The following is a 21774-nucleotide window of genomic DNA, read 5'->3' as shown; positions in this document are numbered from 1 at the left end:
CTAGTCCTCCAGGACGTCGAGCATCTGCCGCGCCTCCGCCCGCCGGGCCGGCACCGTCTCGTCGGCATCGCTCTCCTCGTACGCCTCGTATGCCTGGTACGCCGCCAGTACCGCACGCGCGCGTGTCGCCGCCCGGTCGGGACGGCCCAGGTCGGCCTCCAGCCAGCCCGCGGCGAGCTCGGCGCCGGTACGGCTGTGCAGGGCGTCGTCTCCGAGCGCGGCGAACACCACGATGGCCTCCGTCACCTGGGACAGGGCGTCCTCCATCGCGGCCCGGATGGAGTCGTCATCGTCGTCCTCGGCGGCGGACCGGGCGAGCAGGTCGCCGAACTGCCGGTGCGTGTGCCCGAGCTCGGCGACGAGCCGCTGCCGGGCCTCCTCGTCGGCGGCGTCCGCACCCAGCGCCTCCTCGCACTCCCGGACCGCGTCCGCCATCAGCTCCTTGGCCTCGCCCTGCCCGTCCTCCGTGTCCAGCGCGAGCCACGCGCGGGCGCGCAGGGCACGGACCAGGCCGTGGACGTCGCCGATCGAGCGCCACAACTCACCCGCGCGGGCGTAGGCCCGGTCCGCCTCGGCGGACAACCCGGCCCGGCCGAGGGACTCGGCGGCGAGATGGGCGAGCGTCGCGTGGTCCTGCTGCTCGGGCCAGAGCTTCGCGATCTCGGCCGCCTGCAACCGCCGCTCGGCCGCCGCGCGGTGCTCGCCGAGCTCGCTCAGACAGTCGCCGAGCCACCACTGCACCTGGACGACCGCGCCGTCGCCGTGCGTCTCGGGGGCCAGGTCGGGCAGCGCCGACTCCAGCACCTCCGCGGCCTCGGCCCACCGTCCCTGCCGCAGCAGGAACCCGCCGAGCAGCTGCCGCGCCCACGCGCCCAGCGCCGGCCCCTCACCGGCCCCGTCGGCCCAGTGCGCCGCCTCCAGGGCATGCTCGGCGGCCTCCTCGACCATCCCCCTGCCACCCAGCACCTCGGCGAGCTGGAGGTGCAGCTGGGCCCGTCCGACCGCCTCCAGATACGGCCCGCCGTGTTCCAACGCGGCCCGCAGCGCCCGCTCGGCCTCCGCGACGTCGCCCATATGGTGGGCGAGCTGCGCCAGCCGGGCCTCGGACTCCACGGCGAACCACGGCAGCCCGGCCCCCACGAACCCCTCCGCGGCATGCCGGAACAGGTCCGCCCCGGTCCGCAGCTCCCCGGCGCCGACGGCCAGCTCCGCGAACATCGCCCACGCCTCGGCGGCCCGCGACCCGAGCTGCACATCGTCCCCGGCCCGCCCGTCGACAAGCGCGAGCACCTCCCGTACGGCGGCGTCGGCGTCGGCTCGGAGGGAGGCCATGGAGGGCCGGCGGCCCGGGACCCCGGCTGCTGTCGGGCTACCGCCCGGGGCCGCGGTTGGCGTCGGGTTGCCGTCTGAGCCCCCGGTCGTTGTCGGGTTGCCGCCTGGGGTCGTGGGTGCTGCCGGGGTGTTGTTCGGGGCCTCGGCAGTCGTCGGGTCGCCGTGCGAGCCCGCGGCGGCCGTCGCGGCGCCGTCAAGGGCTCTCGCTGCCGTCAGGTCGCCGTCCGCGATCCCGCCGTCCGTCGAGCCGTCGTCCGGCGTCTCACCCTGGCGGGCAACGCCACCGAGGGCCTCACCCGGTGGGAGGCCGTCCGTGACCGGGTGGTCCGCGGGAGTCTCGGCCGACGTCGGCGCCCCCTCCCCGGCAGGGGCCTCCCCGACGGGACTCGCCCCCGCGGCGTCCGCCCGCTCGCCCCCCTCCGGCGCCTCCCCGGCCTCCTGCACCCGCCGCATCAGAATCCGGGCCCGTGCCATCAGCACCGACGCCGTCTGGCGTACGCCGGTGCCGTCCTCGGCGTAGAGCGCGAGGATCTCGTCGTACGGGCCGGCGATCGCCGTGAGCGCCGCGTCCGTGTCGCCCGCGAGTGTGCGTACGAACGCCCCCCGCGCGCGTGCGGCCAGCGCCTCGCCCGGGTCGCCGGCCTCCGTGTACAGCTCGGCGGCACGCTCGAACAGCTCGACGCCCTCGGGGCCGAGGTCCATGGCCTGGTGGTCGGCGATCTCCGCCCGGTCGCGCGGGTCCAGTTCGACGCCCTGCGCCGCCCGCGAGACCGCCACCCACGCCTCGACGGCGTTCGGCCGCAGACCGTCCGACAGCCGCCGCGCCTCGGCGATCAGAGCCGCCGGATCCGGTTCCGCGGCCTCCGGCGCGACCGCGGGGGACGCGGTCGGCGGTGCGGCCGTCCTCGCCGACCGCACCCCCAGCGGCAATCGCTCCACCAGCGGCTCCTGCGCCATGCGCGCGCGTGCCCGCTCACTGACGTGTGCCGTGCCGTTGCGCGCGTCGAAGCGGCCGGCCAGGTCGAGGGCCTCCGCACGCGCGTGCGTGGCGAGTTCACGGGCCGTCCACGAACGGCCGGCCGGTCCCGGCACCTGACGGTCACCGAGGCCGAGCCCCGTCAGCCGGTCCATGAGCAGCGCCACCACGCTCAGGAACTCCAGCCCGCTGCGCGGGTGCCCGGTGTCCGTGAAGTACGCGGGCCGCTCCGCGAGCAGCTCCAGACCGCGCGCCTCATTGCCGCTCAGGGCGCAGAACTCGACGTGGTCCGCATAGGCGCCGCGCATGCTCTCCATGGCCCGTACGAGCCGGAAGCCCCGCAGATGGTTCGCGCGCGCCTCGTCGAGGCGGCCGAGGCGCAGCAGGGGCAGCAGGGAGGCCGCGAGCGAGGTGTGCGGCTCGTGCGCGCAACTGAGCTCGCCCTCCAGGACCGGCGTCCACAACTCGAGCGCCTCCGCGTCCCGGCTCCGCTCGCTCTGCCACCAGCCCTGCCCGTGCAGCTCGCACGCGGGACAGTCGGCCATGCGGTCCCGGTCGGCGGCGAGCCACGCGGCGTACGCCCGTTCCGCGCGCGGCAGGTCCCCGATGTGCGCGGCGACGTTGAACTCGGCGCTGCGCACGGCTCGTTCGGAGTGCCCGGCGAGCCGGTAGCGGTGCTCCATCTCGCCGAGCCACTTCTCGATCGAGGCGAGCGGCACGTGCGGCTGGTCGAGCATGCCGGACGACACCCACTTGAAGACCCAGTGCAGGGTGTGGGTCTCGTACTCGTCGAAGTCCTCGGGCCGCTCGTCCCACATGCGCAGCAGACGCGCGAAGGGGACGAACATCTTGTCCTTCTCGGAGCTGTAGTTGTAGACCTTCAGCTGGTGTCCGAGCGCCTCGATCACGGCGAGCGGCACGTTCAGCTTCTCGGCCGCCACCAGCAGCTGCTCCGCGCGCGCGTTGCGGGCGGGCCCCTCCGGCTGCTCGCCGTTCTCGGCCATCGCCCGGCGCAGGGTGTCGAAGTCCGTGATCTCGCCCATCAGCGACCCTCCTCGCCGTTCGTGGCCCACTCCAGAAGGCCCATGAAGGCCCGGTTCAGCAATGCCGAGTCCGCGGGCCTGAGCGGCCGCTGCGCCATCAGCAGCGCCTGTCCGTACAGGGACTCCGTCGCGGTGCCGATCAGCTCCGGATCGCCGAGTGAACCGATCCTCCGGATCAGCGGATTGAGGTGGTTGAGCACCAGACGCGCGCGTGGCGCGCTGCCGCGCAGCGAGCCGAGGATGCCCGCCCACAGGTCGTCGGCCCGCGCCTCGGCGTCCGCGCGCGCCTGCTCGTGCCGGGCGGACCGGTCGTCCAGGTGCAGCGCGGGCACGGAGAGCGGGCGGAACGCGCGCAGGACGACGTCACAGCCCAGCGGCTCGAGTCTGGCCCGCGCGGCCGCCAGGAACCCGGACAGTGCCAGTTCGTCGGCCGGGTCGACCGCGTCCAGGTGCGCGGTCACGGTGTCGGTGTCCAGCTCGGCGACCACCGTCCCCGGCCGCACCGAGGGCAGCGCCTCGACCAGGTCGCTGTCGTACGTGTAACCGCCGTTGACCACCCCCACGCCCTGCGCGGACGCGATCGGCGCGACCTGCCGGTACTCCTCCACGGTCCGTGTGAAGTGCACGACGGGGTGCCGCTGTGCGAACTCCTCCAGGGACAGCTGTCCGTCGGTCGTCTCGAAGGGCAGCCACGGCAGCATCGTGCGCAGCATGTCCTTGTCGTGCCGGGCCAGCGACTTCACGCCCAGGTGGTGCACGGAGAGGAAGGCCGCGAGCCGCTCCGGATCACCGGCGGCCAGCCCCGTCAGCCAGGACCGGATCCTCTCGCCCAGCGCCTCCCGTACGGCCGCCAGCGTCTCGTCCTCGTACAGCGACTCGCGCGAGGCCGTCGGCCGCAGACTGTCCGTGTCCAGGACGCAGCGCACGAAGAACGCCCAGTCCGGCAGCAGCTGTTCGGCGCGCTCGGTCAGCAGCATGCCCTTGAGGTGGACGCGATGCGTCGCGCGCGTGGCCGGACTGACCGCCGAGGGCAGCACGTACGCCACCCCGCGGATCCCGGCGAGCGGCACGGTCAGCTCGATCGAGTCCAGCGGGGTGAACCCGAAGAGGTCGTGACAGTGCCGCGCCAGGGCCACCCTTCGGGTGGCGGGGGAGGGGTAGGGCCGGTCCCAGGGCGCCGGCAGGTCGGTGACCGCCTCGTCGCCCACCCGCACGTCGTACGGCAGCAGCGAGCCGAAGTCCCGCGCCAGCGTGAGGACCCGCTCGGGGGTGAGCCACTCCCCGGCTCCCGGCCGAGCCGTCAGATGCACGGTGGTACCGGGCTCGGGACGGGCCTCGTGCGGCAACGTCCGCACGGTGTACGAACCGTCGTCGCTCGCCGTCCACTCCACGGGCGCCGCCTCGGGCGTACGGGCACTGCGGCTGACGACCCGGATCCGCTCGGCCACCACGAAACAGGCGAGCAGACCGATGCCGAACTGGCCGAGGAAGTCGGAGCGGACCTCCTGAAGCCCGTCCTGCAGTCCGCCGGCCCGCTTCGAGCTGCGGCCGATGGTCGCCAGCAGGGTGTGCACATCCGCCTCGGTGAGCCCCACGCCGGAGTCCTCGACCCGCAGGGTGCCCTCCTGGGCGTGGAGCCGCACCCTGGCCGGGGCGTCGGGCTGTTCGGCGCGCCGGGCGGTGATGGCGTCCACGGCGTTCTGCAGCAGCTCGCGCAGATAGACCTTCGGACTGGAGTAGAGGTGATGGGACAGCAGGTCCACCAGGCCACGCAGGTCGACCTGGAACGTATGAGGTGACGGGGATGCCTGGGATGACTGTGAGGTCTGGGAGTCCATCGCTGCAACGCCGAGGGTGGGGAGGTCTTCGGCGCGGGGTTGGGCGGTCCCGGTGGGGCGGTGACCGCGGGATGGCCGGAGCGCGTCATCCTAGAGCCGGAACAGCCCGTCTGACCAGGGGTTTCGCGAGACGTATACGGCAATGTCAGTGGGGTGGTGTGCAATGGATCTCGTGCCCGCACTCGAAGAACCACTGAAAAAGGTGCTCGGCCCACCCACCGCGAAGGTGATGGCCGAGCATCTCGGCCTGCACACCGTCGGCGACCTCCTGCACCACTACCCGCGCAGATACGAGGAGCGGGGCCAGCTCACGCACCTGGCCGACCTCCCCATGGACGAGCACGTCACCGTGGTCGCCCAGGTCGCCGACGCCCGACTGCACACCTTCGCCTCGGCCAAGGCTCCCCGCGGCAAGGGCCAGCGCCTGGAAGTGACCATCACCGACGGCAGCGGCCGCCTCCAGCTGGTCTTCTTCGGTGCCGGTGTCCACAAGCCCCACAAGGAGCTCCTGCCGGGCACCCGCGCACTGTTCGCGGGCAAGGTCTCGGTCTTCAACCGCCGCCTCCAACTGGCGCACCCTGCCTATGAGTTGCTGCGCGGAGACGCCGAGGAGACGGTGGAGACCTGGGCCGGCGCCCTGATCCCCATCTACCCCGCCACGGCCAAGCTGGAGTCCTGGAAGATCGGCAAGGCGATCCAGACGGTCCTTCCCAGCGCCCAGGAGGCGGTGGACCCCCTCCCGGACTCCCTCCGTGACGGCCGGGGCCTGGTCCCCCTCCCCGAGGCCCTCCTCAAGATCCACCGCCCGCACACCAAGGCCGACATCGAGGACGCCCGCTCCCGCCTCAAGTGGGACGAGGCCTTCGTCCTCCAGGTCGCCCTCGCCCGCCGCCGTCACGCCGACGCCCAACTCCCCGCGGTGGCCCGCAAACCCAAGCCGGACGGCCTCCTGACCGCCTTCGACGCCCGCCTCCCCTTCACCCTCACCGAGGGCCAGCAGAAGGTCTCCAAGGAGATCTTCGACGACCTGGCCACGGAACACCCGATGCACCGGCTGCTGCAAGGAGAGGTCGGATCGGGCAAGGCCCAACCCCTTGACTCGCTGGTGCTCACCCCTGCCGGTTTCCGTCGGATGGGCGACTTGAGGGTGGGGGACGAGGTGGTCGTCCCTGACGGGGAAATCGCGCTGATCGACGGCGTCTTCCCACAAGGGGAGCGCGATGTCTGGCGGCTGGTGCTGTCCGACGGCAGCTCCGTCGAGTGCGACGACGAGCATCTCTGGATCGTCGGTACGAGTTGCGGATGGCACCGGGGGCAGGACCCCAAGGTCATGACCACGCGAGAGATCCGTCTCGACACGTTCAAGGCGAACGGGTCCTCGAAGTGGTACATCCCGGCCGCAACCCCCGTCGACCTCGGAGGCGATGCAGGGCCGCCGCTGGACCCCTACCTGTTCGGCCTGCTCCTGGGGAACGGCTCGTTCCGCCACAACATGCGTTTCTCCACGCTCGACGCGGAGATCCGGGACGCGGTGGCAGCCGCTGTCGCGCCTGAATGCCGACTGGTGCCGGTGAAAGGCTCCGGCTGCGACTACACGATTCAGCTGACGCAACGTGCCGGTGGCGTCCGCAATCCCGTGATCCAGACCCTGCGTGACCTGAACCTGTGGGGCCTGACATCACACGGGAAGTTCGTGCCGGACGAGTTCAAGAACGCGTCGGTCAAGAACCGCCTGGCTCTGTTGCAGGGCCTTCTGGACACGGACGGGACTGTCCACCAGGACGGCCTGACCATCTCGTTCTGTTCGGCCTCACGCCGACTCGCGGACGACGTCGCCTGGCTCGTACGTTCACTTGGAGGCCGTGCTCGAGTCCTGCCGAAGCGAGCCGCCTTCCATGTCTCGGTGGCCCTGCCGGAGGAACACGCGCCGTTCCGGCTGACCCGCAAAGCCGACCGCGTCCGTCCGCGGCCGAAGCACAACACGTTCCGACGCGGAATCCGAGCCGTCGAGCATGTGGGGCGCAAGCCGGTCCAGTGCATCAGCGTCGCCCACCCAAGCCACGCCTACGTCACCGACAATTTCACGGTCACCCACAACACGATGGTCGCCCTGCGCGCCATGCTCGCCGTCGTCGACGCCGGCGGTCAGGCCGCCATGCTCGCCCCCACCGAGGTCCTCGCCCAGCAGCACCACCGCTCGATCGTCGAGATGATGGGCGATCTGGCCGAGGGCGGAATGCTGGGCGGGACCGAACACGCCACGAAGGTGGTGCTCCTGACCGGTTCGATGGGCATGGCCGCCCGTCGCCAGGCCCTGCTCGACCTCGTCACCGCGGACGCCGGGATCGTCATCGGCACGCACGCGCTGATCGAGGACAAGGTGCAGTTCCACGACCTCGGACTCGTCGTCGTGGACGAACAGCACCGCTTCGGCGTGGAACAGCGGGACGCCCTGCGCGGCAAGGGCAAACAGCCGCCCCACCTCCTCGTCATGACCGCCACCCCCATTCCGCGCACGGTCGCCATGACGCTCTTCGGCGACCTGGAGACCTCGGTCCTCGACCAGCTCCCGGCCGGCCGCTCCCCGATCGCCAGCCATGTCGTCCCCGCCGCCGACAAGCCCCACTTCCTGTCGCGCGCGTGGGAGCGCGTGCGCGAGGAGGTCGAGAACGGCCATCAGGCCTATGTCGTCTGCCCTCGCATCGGCGACGAGGAGGTGGACCCGAAAAAGAAGAAGTCCGCCGAGGACGAGGCCGAGAAGCGCCCGCCGCTGGCCGTTCTGGAGGTGGCCGACCAACTGGCCAAGGGACCGCTCCAGGGCCTCCGTGTCGAGGTCCTGCACGGCCGGATGCACCCCGACGACAAGGACGCGGTCATGCGCCGCTTCGCCGCCGGCGAGACCCATGTCCTGGTCGCCACCACGGTCATCGAGGTCGGTGTCAACGTCCCGAACGCCACCGCCATGGTGATCATGGACGCCGACCGCTTCGGTGTCTCCCAGCTCCACCAACTCCGCGGCCGCGTCGGCCGAGGCTCGGCGGCAGGCCTCTGCCTCCTCGTCACGGAGATGCCCGAGGCCAGCCCTGCCCGCCAGCGCCTCAACGCCGTCGCCGCCACCCTCGACGGCTTCGAACTCTCCCGCATCGACCTCGAACAACGCCGGGAGGGCGACGTCCTCGGCCAGGCCCAGTCCGGCGCCCGCACCAGCCTGCGCATGCTGGCCGTCATCGAGGACGAGGAGATCATCGCGGAGGCGAGGCAGGAGGCGGCGGCAGTGGTGGCGGCCGACCCGGAGCTGAGGCACCTTCCAGGTCTGCGGACGGCTCTGGACGCCCTCCTGGACGACGAGAGGGAGCAGTACTTGGAAAAGGGGTGAGGGAGACTTGCCAGAGGCGCGGGGCTGTAATCCATATGCGGCTACCGCCGCGCGGGCGCGACCAGCCACACTGATACCTGAAGACGCCCACAACCAAGGACCGAAGATGACCCGCGTGATCGCCGGCGCAGCCGGCGGACGTCGACTGGCCGTCCCGCCAGGGACCGGAACCCGCCCCACCTCCGATCGCGCACGCGAAGGTCTCTTCTCCACCTGGCAGTCCCTGCTCGGAGGCCGCCCTCTCCACGGGGAACGCGTCCTGGACCTGTACGCAGGATCAGGCGCCGTGGGCCTGGAGGCCCTCTCCCGTGGCGCAGGCCACACCCTTCTCGTCGAGGCCGACGCCCGAGCGGCCCGCACGATCCGCGAGAACGTGAAGTCTCTCGGTCTGCCCGGCGCCGAGGTGAGGGCGGGCAAAGCCGAACAGATCGTCCGGACGCCGGCGCCGCCGGACCCGTACGACATCGTCTTTCTCGACCCCCCGTACGCCGTCTCGGACGACGATCTTCGGGAGATTCTGCTCACACTCCGCACCCAGGGCTGGCTCACGGCCGATGCCCTGGTCACCGTGGAGCGCAGCACCAGAGGCGGAGAGTTCCACTGGCCGGACGGCTTCGAAGCGCTCCGGTCCCGTCGCTACGGCGAAGGAACCTTTTGGTACGGTCGCGCCGCCTCTACGTGCGAAGACGCACGATGACCGGACCGGAGAGCGAGGGATCTCAAGTGCGCCGCGCCGTCTGTCCCGGGTCGTTCGACCCGATCACCAACGGACATCTCGACATCATTTCCCGCGCCTCCCGTCTGTATGACGAGGTCTATGTCGCGGTCATGATCAACAAGTCCAAGAAGGGCCTGTTCGAGGTCGACGAGCGGATCGAGCTGATCCGCCAGGTCACCGCCGAATACGGCAACGTGAAGGTCGAGGCCTTCCACGGCCTCCTCGTCGACTACTGCAAGCAGCGCGACATCCCGGCCATCGTCAAGGGCCTGCGCGCGGTCAGCGACTTCGACTACGAGCTGCAGATGGCCCAGATGAACAACGGCCTGTCCGGCGTCGAGACGCTCTTCGTGCCGACCAACCCCACCTACAGCTTCCTCTCCTCCTCGCTCGTCAAGGAGGTCGCCACCTGGGGCGGAGACATCGCCCACCTGGTGCCGCCGCTGGTCCTGGAGGCGCTCAACGAACGCCTGCGCAAGGACTGATGGGGCTACAGTCGTCCCGTCCGTCTCCAACACAGCTGTAGAGAGTGGCGAGCACAGGTGGACGTGCAGAAGAAGCTCGACGAGATCGTCGCCGCGGTCTCCGGCGCCCGGTCGATGCCCATGTCGGCCTCGTGCGTGGTCAACCGCGCCGAGCTGCTCGCGATGCTGGAGGAGGTGCGGGCGGCCCTGCCCGACTCCCTCGCCCAGGCCCAGGAGCTGATCGGCGGCCGTGAGCAGATGGTCGAGCAGGCCCGCCAGGAGGCCGAGCGGATCATCTCGACCGCGCACGCCGAGCGCGGCTCGCTGATCTCCGACACCGAGGTCGCCCGCCGCTCCCAGACCGAGGCCGACCGCATCCTCGCCGAGGCCCGCCGCGAGGCCGAGGACGTCCGCGCGGAGGCCGACGACTACGTCGACTCCAAGCTCGCCAACTTCGAGGTCGTCCTCACCAAGACCATCGGCTCCGTCGGCCGCGGCCGCGAGAAGCTCCTCGGCACCGGCCCGGGCCTCGACGAGCAGGGCTACGAGGACGAGGACGCCCCCGAGCGCAGCCATGACCCCGAGACCCTGCGCCGGGACGCCGACACCTACGTCGACACCAAGCTCGGCGCCTTCGAGGCGGTCCTCACCAAGACCCTGGAGGCGGTCGGCAAGGGCCGCCAGAAGCTGCACGGCCGGATCGCCACGGACGACCTCGGCTCCCTCGCCGACGACAACACCACCGTCCAGCACTCCAGCGACGCCGACTACCTCGCCGACCTCACGGCCCTCGCCGAGCAGGACAACCGGGCCGCCGCCGGGCAGCCCGCCCAGCCGCAGTACGACGCGCAACCGGCCTACGGCTACCAACAGACGGACACCTACGGCGGCGGCTACCCGCAGCAGCAGGCCTACGCCCAGCAGCGGGACGCCTACGGCTACCAGCAGGCCGATCCCTACGCGTACCAGGGCTACGACGCCCAGCAGGCCGCCTATGACGCCGGACAGACCCAGCAGGGCCAGCAGCAGGACCAGCAGCAGGTCCAGCAGTCGTACGCCCTCGACGAGACCAGCCTCTTCGACACCGGCATGATCACGCCGGAGCAGCTCAGGGCCTACGAGCAGGGTCGCGGCCAGTAAGAAGCCACCGGATTGGGCCGTGAGGGAAAGGTCCAGTATCCTGGCTCTTCGGTCGCGTGTACGTCCGCGATCAGCGCTGCCCGGGAACACCGAAGGGCAGCGTCCCTCTGAGCTCGAAGATCGAAAGCAGGAATGGCTCTGAACGCCCGCCTCGACCACCGCAAGCCTCTCGTGTTCGACACGCACGAGCTGGGGCGGCGGCCCGGTGCGCTGCAGCGCCTGACCCGTGAGATCGACGCTCCCAAGGATCTCGGGATCGCGGGAGTGATCGGAGTGCCGGAAGGCGCCCCGGTAAAGCTCGACCTCCGGCTCGAGTCGGTCATGGAAGGGGTGCTTGTCACAGGCACCGCCCATGCACAGGCCGAGGGGGAGTGCGTAAGGTGTCTGGAGCCGCTTGAGCTGGAGCTCGCAGCGGACTTCCAGGAGATGTTCTCGTACCCTGACGCCGACGACCGGGGCCGCCCCAAGGCGGAGCCGGCCGACGACGCCGAGGAAGACGAGGACAGGCTCTTCATCGAGGACGGCTTGTTCGACCTCGAACCCGTGCTGCGTGACGCGGTGGTGCTTGCCCTGCCGATGCAGCCGGTGTGCCAGGACGACTGCCCCGGCCTGTGCTCCGAGTGCGGAGCGCGGCTGGCGGACGACCCGGACCACCACCATGACGCCGTCGACATCCGTTGGGCGGCACTGCAGGGACTCGCCGGTTCACTCGAAGATGGCGAGAAGGACGAGATCAGTGGCGAAGCGCCTCGACCGGCGCGCGCCAACGAGAAGCAGGAGAAGTAGCCGTGGCTGTTCCGAAGCGGAAGATGTCGCGCAGCAACACGCGCCACCGCCGGTCGCAGTGGAAGGCTGCGGTCCCCACCCTGGTTGCGTGCGAGCGCTGCCACGAGCCCAAGCTGCAGCACATCGCGTGCCCGTCTTGCGGCACGTACAACAAGCGCCAGGTCCTCGAGGTCTGAGCGGCTGGTGAGAGGCACTGTGTCCACTCCGAAGAAGAATTCTGCGGACAACACGGCCTCGTCCCACACGCTGTTGGAAGGGCGGCTCGGGTACAAACTCGAGTCCGCCCTTCTGGTGCGTGCGCTGACCCACCGGTCCTATGCGTACGAGAACGGCGGTCTGCCCACCAACGAGCGCCTGGAGTTCCTCGGGGACTCCGTCCTCGGCCTCGTGGTCACGGACACGCTGTACCGCACCCACCCCGACCTGCCCGAAGGCCAGCTGGCCAAGTTGCGGGCCGCGGTGGTCAACTCTCGTGCGCTGGCGGAGGTGGGCCGTGGGCTCGACCTGGGCTCCTTCATCCGGCTCGGCCGTGGTGAAGAGGGTACGGGCGGCCGGGACAAGGCATCCATCCTTGCCGACACCCTTGAAGCGGTGATCGGCGCGGTCTATCTCGACCAGGGTCTGGACGCGGCGGGCGAACTCGTCCACCGGCTCTTCGACCCACTGATCGAGAAGTCCTCCAACCTCGGTGCCGGCCTGGACTGGAAGACCAGTCTCCAGGAGCTCACCGCGACCGAAGGCCTCGGCGTGCCCGAGTACCAGGTCTCGGAGACCGGCCCCGACCACGAGAAGACCTTCACTGCTGCCGCCCGCGTCGGAGGCGTCTCGTACGGCACCGGCACCGGCCGCAGCAAGAAGGAGGCGGAGCAGCAGGCCGCCGAGTCCGCATGGCGGTCCATACGGGCCGCGGCGGACGAGCGAGCCAAGGCTGCGGTGAAGGCCGCCGAGGCCGACGCCGGCGCCGACGAGGCGCCCGCCTCCGCCTGACCGCACAGCGCGATACCCAGAGCGCCCGTCCCGCACCGGGGCGGGCGCTCGACTCATACACCGGGGGATCCCATGCCCGAGTTGCCCGAGGTCGAGGTCGTACGGCGAGGTCTGGAGCGGTGGGTCGCCCACCGTGCCGTCGCCGAGGCCGAGGTGCTGCACCCGCGTGCGGTACGCCGTCACATCGCCGGCGCCGACGACTTCACCCACCGCCTCAAAGGGCATCGCATCGGCGTGCCCAGCCGCCGTGGCAAGTATCTGTGGCTGCCGCTGGAGGACACCAACCAGTCGGTCCTGGCGCACCTCGGCATGAGCGGCCAGCTGCTGGTCCAGCCGCACGAGACCCCGGACGAGAAGCATCTGCGCATCCGCGTCCGCTTCGCCGACGGCCTCGGTACGGAACTCCGCTTCGTCGACCAACGCACCTTCGGCGGCCTGTCGTTGCACGACAACACCGAGGACGGTCTGCCCGACGTCATCGCGCACATCGCCCGCGATCCCCTGGACCCGCTCTTCGACGACGAGGCGTTCCACCAGGCCCTGCGCCGTAAGCGCAGCACCATCAAACGGGCCCTGCTCGACCAGTCGTTGATCAGCGGAGTGGGCAACATCTATGCGGACGAGGCACTTTGGCGCGCCCGCGTCCACTACGAGCGCCCGACCGCGGGATTCACGCGCCCGCGCACGGCCGAACTCCTGGGCCACGTCAGGGATGTGATGAACGCGGCGCTCGCGGTGGGCGGCACGAGTTTCGACAGCCTGTACGTCAACGTCAATGGTGAGTCAGGCTACTTCGACCGCTCGCTCGATGCGTACGGCCGCGAGGGACTGCCCTGCAAGCGGTGCGGTACGCCGATGCGGCGAGCGCCCTGGATGAACCGGTCCAGCTACTTCTGCCCGAAGTGTCAGCGGGTGCCGCGCGTCTCGTCGTAGTGCTGACGGGCCGCGAGCACGTCGTCCATGCGGCCCTCCACGAACGCGATGAGGCCGACCAGTCGCTCGGCGACGCCGCGTCCGAGCGGGGTCAGTTCGTAGTCCACGCGGGGCGGGTTGGTCGGCTGGGCCTCGCGGTGCACCAGGCCGTCGCGCTCCAGTGCCTGCAAGGTCTGGGAGAGCATCTTCTCGCTCACGCCGTCCACACGACGGCGCAGCTCGTTGAAGCGCAGGGAGCCCTCGTGGAGGGCGCAGAGCGTCAGCCCGCCCCAGCGTCCCGTCACATGCTCCAGCGTGTTGCGCGAGGGACAGGCCTTGGCGAACACGTCGTAGGAGATGTCGAGCGTGGTGTCCATACACCCCAGCGTACGGGAGTGCAGCGCTAACGAAAAGGGAGCACTAACCGTGAGTTAGTGCTCCCTTTTTCGGTCAGTAGCCGAAGTCCTGCGTCCACCACGGGCCACCGGAGCCGAAGTGCACGCCGACTCCCAGCGTCTGGAAGTCGCAGTTCAGGATGTTCGCCTTGTGGCCCGGGCTGTTCATCCAGGCCTCCATCACCGCGGCCGCGTCGGTCTGGCCCCGGGCTATGTTCTCGCCGCCGAGGCTGGTGATGCCGGCTGCCTCGGCCCGGTCCCAGGGGGTCTTGCCGCTGGGGTCGGTGTGGTCGAAGAAGCCCTCGGCGGCCATCGCGTCGCTGAAGCCCTCGGCGAGCTTGCCCAGCGCGCTGTTCGCGGCCACCGGGCTGCAGCCCACCTTCGCCCGCTCCTCGTTGACGAGCTTCAGCACCTCGGCCCCGGCCTGGACCTCCGCGGAGACCGTCACCGGGGCCTTGGTGTTCGCCGGTGCCTTCGTGGCCGTGCGCGAGGGCTTCGGCTCCGGCTTCTTCTCGCTGGGTGTGGCCGTCGGCTTCTTCGACGGCGTCTTGGTCGGCGCGGCCGTAGAGGTAGAGGGTGAGGCGGACGGCGTGGGAGAGGCCGAGCGCTCGCCGGCGCGGCTGGCCGCCTCGTCGTCCCGGCCCTCGTCGGCGCTGCCGGAGGTGCCGCCCTGCTCGGTCGCGGAGTTGGTCGGGGTGTCCGCGGCCTGCACGTTGTCGGCGTTGCCGCCGCCGAGCTTGTAGTTGTCGAGGCCGGGCACCACACCCGTGGCCACCGCGACCGTGCCGATCGCGACCGCTGCGGAGACCCCGAGCAGCCCGGTCCTGACCGGCGTCACGACCCTCTTCTTACGGCGACGCCGCGAACCCCCGCCGCGCCGCGGGCCGTCACCCGGCGAGAAACCCTCGCTCGGGAACAGCGCGGTGCTCGTGGTGCCCGTGGCCTGCGCGTACTCGTCGTCCGTCGCGTACAGGTAGGTGTTGCTGCGGGAGTGTGCCTCGGGGTTCAGATAGGGCGCGATGCCCGCCGTGGGGTACTCGCCCGTGTGGTGGCCCCGGGCGTCGGCGTCGAAGTCGTACGAGAACTGCTGGTCCAAGCCGTAAGAGTGCTGCGGGTCGTAGTCGTACGAGTGCTGCGGGTCGTAGCCGCTCGTGTACGAGCCGTCTGTTTCCGTGACCCCCGTGGCGCGGCCCGTGGCGGCGCGGCCGGCGGCGGAGCGTCGGTGGCGTCCCATGTGTCCTGGCCTTCCTCGTCCTTTGTGGCCGACTCGTCCCCAGCGGTCGGACCGAACTCACAAAACTCACACGATCGAGTGAGTTTCGTATGAGATTCATTGGCAGGGGACGGTACCGCATGGCGCCAGGGGAGGGAGAGCCCAGAGAGACATTGGTTGGTTAGGTTGCGTCTATGAGCGAGGATGTGCGACTGGTCGCCTGGGTGCGAGGACGCGTCCAAGGTGTGGGTTTCCGCTGGTTCACGCGGGCCAAGGCCCTCGAACTCGGTGGGTTGAGTGGTTTTGCTCTCAATTTGGGGGACGGACGGGTCCAGGTGGTCGCGGAGGGCCCGAGAGGGCGCTGCGAAGGACTCCTCGACTGGCTCCAGGGCGAGGACACGCCCGGGCGCGTGGACGGTGTCACCGAGATCTGGGACACACCCCGCGGGGGTTACGACGGGTTCGCCATCCGCTGAGCCGGTTCTGTAAAGCGGGCCAGGTGGGACCCGAGGGACATGCCACTGGCACCTGCCTGAAGCAGAAAGGCCCTGGTGGTTGCCAAGAACGGCATTTCCTGGGAGGCTCCGCACTTAAGGATGATCGCTACGCCCCAGGGCCCCGCAGGAGTCGCCGCGCCGCCGTTTCAAGGCCGCGTGCCCCCGGGTTGCCGCCAATACAGGGCGTGATCGTGTTGACCGTCAAACTTTTTGGTGAGACGCTGAATGCACCCCGCGCACCTTAGCTGTTTGGCATGGATGAACGGCAGCACAAACTCAACAGTGCCAAGCATCGCGGGTGCGAATCCCTCACGACCCACACCGCTTCGGTCGGTCACTCAGTGTGGAGGACCATCCATCATGGCAAAGGCGCTTCTCGGTTACGTCGGCGGCTCCGACCCGCGACTCATCGCCGAGATGCGACGGCTCCAGCAGCGCGTCCAGGATCTCGAATCCGAGCTCGTAAGGATTCAGGCCGAGAACGACGCGCTCGCGGCTGCCGCTTCTCACGAATCGCTTCTGGAGAGCATCGACGCACACCAGGCGGAGCCTGCGCTCACCTGATCACTGCATCGCATCACGACATACGCAGTGGTTGGGCCGCCCGGATCAACCGCTAAGTAGTCAGAGTTCGAGTTTGCAAGGGACGCTTCGGCGTCCCTTCTTTCTTTCCCCCGCGTACAACACCTTCCCGCTCTCTTTAACGTCTGATGTGCCCTGCACGTTCATTGGTGAAACCGCGGGGGACAGCGCGTTCATGGAGTGAGACAAGCCCGGAAGGTAGAGTCCAGCGGCGTGCACCTCAAGGCCCTGACCCTCCGCGGGTTCAAGTCGTTCGCCTCCGCGACCACGCTCCGGTTCGAGCCGGGTATCACGTGTGTCGTCGGACCGAACGGCTCGGGCAAGTCCAATGTCGTCGACGCCCTCAGCTGGGTCATGGGCGAGCAGGGCGCCAAGTCGCTGCGCGGCGGCAAGATGGAGGACGTCATCTTCGCCGGCACCACCGGGCGGCCCCCGCTGGGCCGCGCCGAGGTGTCCCTGACCATCGACAACTCCGACGGGGCGCTGCCCATCGAGTACGCCGAGGTCACCATCACGCGGATCATGTTCCGCAACGGCGGCAGCGAGTACCAGATCAACGGCGACACCTGCCGGCTGCTGGACATCCAGGAACTGCTCTCCGACTCCGGCATCGGCCGCGAGATGCATGTCATCGTCGGCCAGGGCCAGCTCGACTCGGTCCTGCACGCGGATCCGATGGGCCGCAGGGCCTTCATCGAAGAGGCCGCGGGTGTGTTGAAGCACCGCAAGCGCAAGGAGAAGGCGCTGCGGAAGCTGGACGCGATGCAGGCCAACCTCGCGCGCGTGCAGGACCTCACGGACGAGCTGCGCAGACAGCTCAAGCCGCTGGGCCGCCAGGCGGCGGTCGCGCGGCGGGCCGCGGTGATCCAGGCGGATCTGCGCGACGCCCGTCTCAGGCTCCTGGCCGACGATCTCGTACGACTGCGCCAGGCGCTCAGGTCCGAGATCGCCGACGAGGCCGCGCTGAAGGAGCGCAAGGAGGCCGCCGAGCAGGAGCTGAAGAAGGCCCTGCAACGGGAGGCCCTCCTGGAGGACGAGGTGCGGCAGCTGATGCCGCGGCTCCAGCGGGCCCAGCAGACCTGGTACGAGCTCTCCCAGCTCGCCGAGCGGGTGCGGGGCACGGTCTCGCTCGCCGACGCGCGCGTGAAGAGCGCGACCTCGGCGCCACCGGAGGAACGGCGTGGCCGTGACCCCGAGGACATGGAGCGCGAGGCCGCCCGGATCCGTGAGCAGGAGGCCGAGCTCGAAGCGGCCCTGGAGGCGGCCGAGCACGCCCTGGAGGACACGGTCACGCACCGCGCCGAACTGGAACGCGCACTCGTCCAGGAAGAACGGCGCCTGAAGGACGTCGCCCGCGCCATCGCCGACCGCCGCGAGGGTCTGGCCCGGCTGAACGGGCAGGTCAACGCGGCTCGTTCGCGCGCCGCCTCGGCCCAGGCCGAGATCGACCGGCTGGCCGCCACCCGGGACGAGGCCCAGGAGCGGGCCTTCGCCGCGCAGGAGGAGTACGAGGCGCTCAAGGCGGAGGTCGACGGGCTCGACGCGGGCGACGCCGAACTGGCGGAGCGGCACGACGCGGCGAAGGCGGCGCTGGCCGAGGCGGAGGCCGCGCTGACGGCGGCCCGGGAAGCGGCCACGGCGGCGGAGCGGAAGCGGGCGGCGACACAGGCCCGGCACGAGGCGCTCGCGTTGGGGCTGCGCAGGAAGGACGGGACGGGAATACTGCTGGGCGCGAAGGGTCGCCTCACCGGCCTGCTGGGCCCGGCGGCAGAGCTGCTGACGGTGACACCGGGCTACGAGGTGGCGCTGGCGGCGGCTTTCGGAGCGGCGGCGGACGCACTGGCGGTGACCTCACCGTCGGCGGCGGCGGACGCGATCCGGTTGCTGCGGAAGCAGGACGGCGGACGGGCGTCATTGCTGCTGGCGGGAGCGCCTGAGAACGCCGGGACCGCGACCGACCCAAGGGGCGCGGGGAACGGCGCGACCAGCCATGACGAGCCTGCAGACGCCCGACGACCTCGCGCGGCAGATTTCGTCCGCGGCCCTTCGGACCTCATGCCGGCCGTACGACGCCTACTCCACGGCATCGTCGTCGTCGGCACCCTCGAGGACGCCGAGGACCTCGTCTACGCCCACCCCGACCTGACCGCCGTCACCGCCGAAGGCGACCTCCTCGGCGCGCACTTCGCCCACGGCGGCTCCGCGGGCGCCCCCAGCCTCCTCGAAGTACAGGCGTCCGTCGACGAGGCAGCAGCCGAGCTGGAAGAACTCGCCGTCCGCTGCGAGGAGTTGAGCGAGGCCCAGCACGAGGCCCAGGAGCGGCGGAAAGAACGCACCGCACTGGTCGAGGAGCTCAGCGAGCGGCGCCGCGCCGCCGACCGGGAGAAGTCGACCGTGGCCCAGCAGCTCGGCCGGCTGGCCGGACAGGCCCGCGGCGCCGCGGGTGAGGCCGAACGGTCCGTCGCCGCCGCAGCCAGGGCGCAGGAATCGCTCGACAAGGCCCTCCAGGACGTGGAAGAACTCGCCGAACGTCTCGCCGTCGCCGAGGAGCTGCCCGTCGAGGAGGAGCCGGACACCTCCGTACGGGACCGGCTCGCCGCCGACGGTGCCAACGCCCGGCAGACGGAGATGGAGGCTCGGCTTCAAGTGCGGACGCACGAGGAGCGGGTCAAGGGTCTCGCCGGCCGCGCCGACTCCCTCGACCGCGCCGCCCGGGCCGAGCGCGACGCACGCGCGCGTGCCGAGCAGCGGCGGGCACGGCTGCGGCACGAGGCCACGGTCGCCGAGGCCGTCGCCTCCGGTGCGCGGCAACTCCTCGCGCACGTCGAGGTGTCGCTCGGGCGAGCCGACGAGGAGCGGGCCGCCGCCGAGGCCGCCAAGGCGCGCCGCGAGCAGGAGCTGGCCGCCGCCCGCAACGCCGGCCGGGATCTCAAGGGCGAGCTCGACAAGCTGACCGACTCGGTCCACCGGGGTGAGGTGCTCGGCGCCGAGAAGCGCATGCGCATCGAGCAGTTGGAGACCAAGGCGCTGGAGGAGCTGGGCGTCGAACCCGCCGGGCTCGTCTCCGAGTACGGGCCCCATCAGCTCGTACCGCCCTCTCCGCCCGCCGAGGGCGAGGAGCTGCCGGAGGACCCGGAGCATCCGCGCAACCAGCCGAAGACGTTCCACCGGGCCGAGCAGGAGAAGCGGCTCAAGGTCGCCGAGCGGGCCTATCAGCAGCTCGGGAAGGTGAACCCGCTCGCGCTCGAGGAGTTCTCGGCGCTGGAGGAGCGGCACAAGTTCCTCAGCGAGCAGCTGGAGGACCTGAAGAAGACCCGCGCCGACCTGCTTCAGGTGGTGAAGGAGGTCGACGAACGCGTCGAGCAGGTCTTCACCGAGGCTTTCCGGGACACCGCCCGGGAGTTCGAGGGTGTCTTCAGCCGGCTGTTCCCGGGCGGTGACGGGCGGCTGATCCTCACCGACCCCGACAACATGCTCACCACCGGCGTCGACGTGGAGGCGCGTCCGCCGGGCAAGAAGGTGAAGCGGCTCAGCCTGCTCTCGGGCGGTGAGCGGTCGCTGACGGCCGTGGCGATGCTGGTGTCGATCTTCAAGGCCCGGCCCAGCCCGTTCTATGTCATGGACGAGGTCGAGGCGGCCCTCGACGACACCAACCTGCAGCGGCTGATCCGCATCATGCAGGAGCTGCAGGAAGCCTCGCAGCTGATCGTCATCACCCACCAGAAGCGCACGATGGAGGTCGCCGACGCGCTGTACGGCGTCTCCATGCAGGGCGACGGTGTGTCGAAGGTCATCTCGCAGCGACTCCGCTAGTCGCGTGGCCTCTACACCTATCGCGACCTGCGTCTTCTGACTGACTTCAAGTCTTGAACGGATTGACACCCCCGCGGGTACGAAAAATTCACAGCAGTCCCCCTGTTGACTAAGAAACTTGAAGGCATAGTCTCTGCAACGTTGCTTTTACCTTCAGGTGGTGGGCGGCGTGAAGCTATCCGCCACTGGAAGGGCTCACCCCCCACCCGGCAGCGCTGCCGGTGGCCCGAGGAGTCTCACTTGACCAGCACAGCGGCACCCAAGTCAGGAGCCAGGTCGGCTCAGCCCGAGCACCTCGGGCACGTCATCTTCATCGCGGCGGCGGCCGCGATGGGAGGCTTCCTCTTCGGCTACGACAGCTCCGTGATCAACGGCGCGGTCGAGGCCATCCGGGATCGCTACGACATCGGCTCCGCAGCGCTGGCCCAGGTCATCGCCATCGCTCTGATCGGATGCGCCATCGGCGCCGCGACCGCCGGCCGGATCGCCGACCGGATCGGCCGCATCCGGTGCATGCAGATCTCGGCTGTGCTCTTCACGGTCAGCGCGGTGGGTTCGGCGCTGCCCTTCGCCCTGTGGGACCTCGCCTTCTGGCGCGTCGTCGGCGGCTTCGCCATCGGCATGGCCTCTGTGATCGGCCCCGCCTACATCGCGGAGGTCGCCCCACCGGCCTACCGCGGTCGCCTCGGTTCCTTCCAGCAGGCCGCGATCGTCATCGGCATCGCCGTCTCACAGCTGGTCAACTGGGGCCTGCTGAACGCGGCCGGCGGTGACCAGCGCGGCAAGCTGATGGGCATCGAGGCCTGGCAGGTCATGCTCGGCGTCATGGTGATCCCGGCCGTCCTCTACGGTCTGCTCTCCTTCGCGATCCCCGAGTCCCCGCGCTTCCTGATCTCCGTCGGCAAGCACGAGCGCGCCCGCGAGATCCTCAAGGAGGTCGAGGGCGACACCGTCGATCTGGATGCCCGCGTCAGCGAGATCGAGCACGCCATGAACAGCGAGCACAAGTCCACCTTCAAGGACCTGCTCGGCGGCAGCTTCTTCTTCAAGCCGATCGTCTGGGTCGGTATCGGCCTCTCGGTCTTCCAGCAGTTCGTCGGCATCAACGTCGCGTTCTACTACTCCTCGACCCTGTGGCAGTCGGTCGGTGTCGACCCGACGGACTCGTTCCTCTACTCGTTCACGACGTCGATCATCAACATCGTCGGCACCGTGATCGCCATGATCTTCGTGGACCGCGTCGGCCGTAAGCCGCTGGCCCTCATCGGCTCGGTCGGCATGGTGATCGGTCTCGGACTGGAGGCCTGGGCCTTCTCCTTCGACCTGGTCGACGGCAAGCTGCCGGCCGCGCAGGGCTGGACCGCCCTGATCGCCGCCCACGTCTTCGTCCTCTTCTTCGCCCTGTCCTGGGGTGTGGTCGTCTGGGTCTTCCTCGGCGAGATGTTCCCGAACAGGATCCGCGCCGCCGCCCTGGGTGTGGCCGCCTCCGCGCAGTGGATCGCCAACTGGGCCATCACCGCGAGCTTCCCCTCGCTGGCGGACTGGAACCTCTCCCTGACCTACGTGATCTACACGGTCTTCGCCGCGCTCTCCATCCCGTTCGTCCTCAAGTTCGTGAAGGAGACGAAGGGCAAGACGCTGGAGGAGATGGGCTGAACGGCCCGCACGAACTCGGGGGGACGGGCCCATCCCCGCTGCCCTT

General features: G+C 70.2%; 16 protein-coding genes. 12 read left to right on the top strand and 4 right to left on the bottom strand.

The genetic code is table 11. The features are described from left to right. Nucleotides 1-3351: a tetratricopeptide repeat protein gene (locus tag QF037_RS14845; RefSeq protein WP_307025424.1), complete on the bottom strand. Its 3351-nt coding sequence runs from the start codon at nucleotides 3349-3351 to the stop codon at nucleotides 1-3. After that, on the bottom strand, nucleotides 3351-5189 hold the full coding sequence (locus QF037_RS14840; RefSeq protein ID WP_307025421.1) for an HSP90 family protein: 1839 nt from the start codon (nucleotides 5187-5189) through the stop codon (nucleotides 3351-3353). Before QF037_RS14840 ends, QF037_RS14845 begins: the two co-directional genes overlap by 1 nt. Before the next feature lie 163 nt (nucleotides 5190-5352). Here QF037_RS14840 and QF037_RS14835 point away from each other — a divergent pair, with 163 nt between their 5' ends. From QF037_RS14835 to mutM, 8 genes are all read left to right on the top strand, one after another. Further along, entirely contained in the window at nucleotides 5353-8565 is a 3213-nt protein-coding gene (locus QF037_RS14835; protein ID WP_307025418.1) for a helicase-related protein, read from the top strand. A 106-nt stretch (nucleotides 8566-8671) separates the two neighbouring features. Then, on the top strand, nucleotides 8672-9262 hold the full coding sequence (gene rsmD, locus QF037_RS14830) for a 16S rRNA (guanine(966)-N(2))-methyltransferase RsmD (RefSeq protein WP_307025417.1): 591 nt from the start codon (nucleotides 8672-8674) through the stop codon (nucleotides 9260-9262). A 26-nt stretch (nucleotides 9263-9288) separates the two neighbouring features. Continuing rightward, nucleotides 9289-9768 (top strand): pantetheine-phosphate adenylyltransferase, encoded by a 480-nt coding sequence (coaD, locus tag QF037_RS14825; protein ID WP_307037168.1) that lies wholly within the window; start codon nucleotides 9289-9291, stop codon nucleotides 9766-9768. A 57-nt stretch (nucleotides 9769-9825) separates the two neighbouring features. Then, nucleotides 9826-10887, top strand: a complete 1062-nt coding sequence (locus QF037_RS14820) for an ATP synthase F0 subunit B (protein WP_307025414.1) — start codon at nucleotides 9826-9828, stop codon at nucleotides 10885-10887. A 132-nt stretch (nucleotides 10888-11019) separates the two neighbouring features. Then, nucleotides 11020-11673: a YceD family protein gene (locus QF037_RS14815; RefSeq protein ID WP_307025413.1), complete on the top strand. Its 654-nt coding sequence runs from the start codon at nucleotides 11020-11022 to the stop codon at nucleotides 11671-11673. A 2-nt stretch (nucleotides 11674-11675) separates the two neighbouring features. Beyond that, nucleotides 11676-11849, top strand: coding sequence for a 50S ribosomal protein L32 (rpmF, locus tag QF037_RS14810; protein WP_007493396.1), 174 nt, complete (start codon nucleotides 11676-11678; stop codon nucleotides 11847-11849). A 19-nt stretch (nucleotides 11850-11868) separates the two neighbouring features. Further along, nucleotides 11869-12660, top strand: coding sequence for a ribonuclease III (gene rnc / locus QF037_RS14805; RefSeq protein WP_307025410.1), 792 nt, complete (start codon nucleotides 11869-11871; stop codon nucleotides 12658-12660). Between the two features lie 72 nt (nucleotides 12661-12732). Beyond that, nucleotides 12733-13593: a bifunctional DNA-formamidopyrimidine glycosylase/DNA-(apurinic or apyrimidinic site) lyase gene (mutM, locus tag QF037_RS14800; RefSeq protein WP_307025408.1), complete on the top strand. Its 861-nt coding sequence runs from the start codon at nucleotides 12733-12735 to the stop codon at nucleotides 13591-13593. On the opposite strand, the gene QF037_RS14795 is transcribed toward mutM, so the two are convergent. Both QF037_RS14795 and QF037_RS14790 read right to left on the bottom strand, forming a co-directional pair. Continuing rightward, on the bottom strand, nucleotides 13566-13949 hold the full coding sequence (locus QF037_RS14795) for a winged helix-turn-helix transcriptional regulator (RefSeq protein WP_307025406.1): 384 nt from the start codon (nucleotides 13947-13949) through the stop codon (nucleotides 13566-13568). The genes mutM and QF037_RS14795 overlap by 28 nt on opposite strands. 73 nt (nucleotides 13950-14022) lie before the next feature. After that, nucleotides 14023-15201 carry a CAP domain-containing protein gene (locus QF037_RS14790; RefSeq protein ID WP_307025404.1) on the bottom strand — a complete coding sequence of 393 codons (1179 nt, stop codon included), beginning with the start codon at nucleotides 15199-15201 and terminating at the stop codon, nucleotides 14023-14025. Nucleotides 15202-15374: 173 nt separating this feature from the next. Between QF037_RS14790 and QF037_RS14785 the strand changes: the two genes are divergently transcribed. The 4 genes from QF037_RS14785 to QF037_RS14770 all read left to right on the top strand — a co-directional run bounded on the left by QF037_RS14785 (nucleotide 15375) and on the right by QF037_RS14770 (nucleotide 21728). After that, a complete protein-coding gene (locus QF037_RS14785; protein ID WP_046258852.1) occupies nucleotides 15375-15656 on the top strand; it encodes an acylphosphatase in 282 nt (93 codons plus the stop codon). A 381-nt stretch (nucleotides 15657-16037) separates the two neighbouring features. Next, complete coding sequence (locus QF037_RS14780; protein WP_307025402.1) at nucleotides 16038-16241, top strand: hypothetical protein; 204 nt, start codon at nucleotides 16038-16040, stop codon at nucleotides 16239-16241. Nucleotides 16242-16472: 231 nt separating this feature from the next. Continuing rightward, nucleotides 16473-20072: a chromosome segregation protein SMC gene (smc, locus tag QF037_RS14775; protein WP_307025401.1), complete on the top strand. Its 3600-nt coding sequence runs from the start codon at nucleotides 16473-16475 to the stop codon at nucleotides 20070-20072. A 240-nt stretch (nucleotides 20073-20312) separates the two neighbouring features. Beyond that, nucleotides 20313-21728 carry a sugar porter family MFS transporter gene (locus QF037_RS14770; protein WP_307025398.1) on the top strand — a complete coding sequence of 472 codons (1416 nt, stop codon included), beginning with the start codon at nucleotides 20313-20315 and terminating at the stop codon, nucleotides 21726-21728. The last annotated feature ends 46 nt before the right edge of the window (nucleotides 21729-21774 follow it).

The organism is Streptomyces canus, from assembly GCF_030815415.1.
GTDB classification, from domain to species: domain Bacteria; phylum Actinomycetota; class Actinomycetes; order Streptomycetales; family Streptomycetaceae; genus Streptomyces; species Streptomyces canus_F.
Note: the sequence above shows the minus strand (reverse complement) of the source record. Positions and strands in the feature narration are given on the sequence as shown.

Bases quoted from the DNA above. Each gene is read 5' to 3' on its own strand.
- QF037_RS14835 (WP_307025418.1), top strand. From the start codon at position 5,353: ATGGATCTCGTGCCCGCACTCGAAGAACCACTGAAAAAGGTGCTCGGC.
- rsmD (WP_307025417.1), top strand. From the start codon at position 8,672: ATGACCCGCGTGATCGCCGGCGCAGCCGGCGGACGTCGACTGGCCGTC.
- mutM (WP_307025408.1), top strand. From the start codon at position 12,733: ATGCCCGAGTTGCCCGAGGTCGAGGTCGTACGGCGAGGTCTGGAGCGG.
- QF037_RS14785 (WP_046258852.1), top strand. From the start codon at position 15,375: ATGAGCGAGGATGTGCGACTGGTCGCCTGGGTGCGAGGACGCGTCCAA.
- QF037_RS14790 (WP_307025404.1), bottom strand. From the start codon at position 15,201: ATGGGACGCCACCGACGCTCCGCCGCCGGCCGCGCCGCCACGGGCCGC.
- QF037_RS14795 (WP_307025406.1), bottom strand. From the start codon at position 13,949: ATGGACACCACGCTCGACATCTCCTACGACGTGTTCGCCAAGGCCTGT.
- QF037_RS14815 (WP_307025413.1), top strand. From the start codon at position 11,020: ATGGCTCTGAACGCCCGCCTCGACCACCGCAAGCCTCTCGTGTTCGAC.
- QF037_RS14840 (WP_307025421.1), bottom strand. From the start codon at position 5,189: ATGGACTCCCAGACCTCACAGTCATCCCAGGCATCCCCGTCACCTCAT.
- QF037_RS14845 (WP_307025424.1), bottom strand. From the start codon at position 3,351: ATGGGCGAGATCACGGACTTCGACACCCTGCGCCGGGCGATGGCCGAG.
- QF037_RS14780 (WP_307025402.1), top strand. From the start codon at position 16,038: ATGGCAAAGGCGCTTCTCGGTTACGTCGGCGGCTCCGACCCGCGACTC.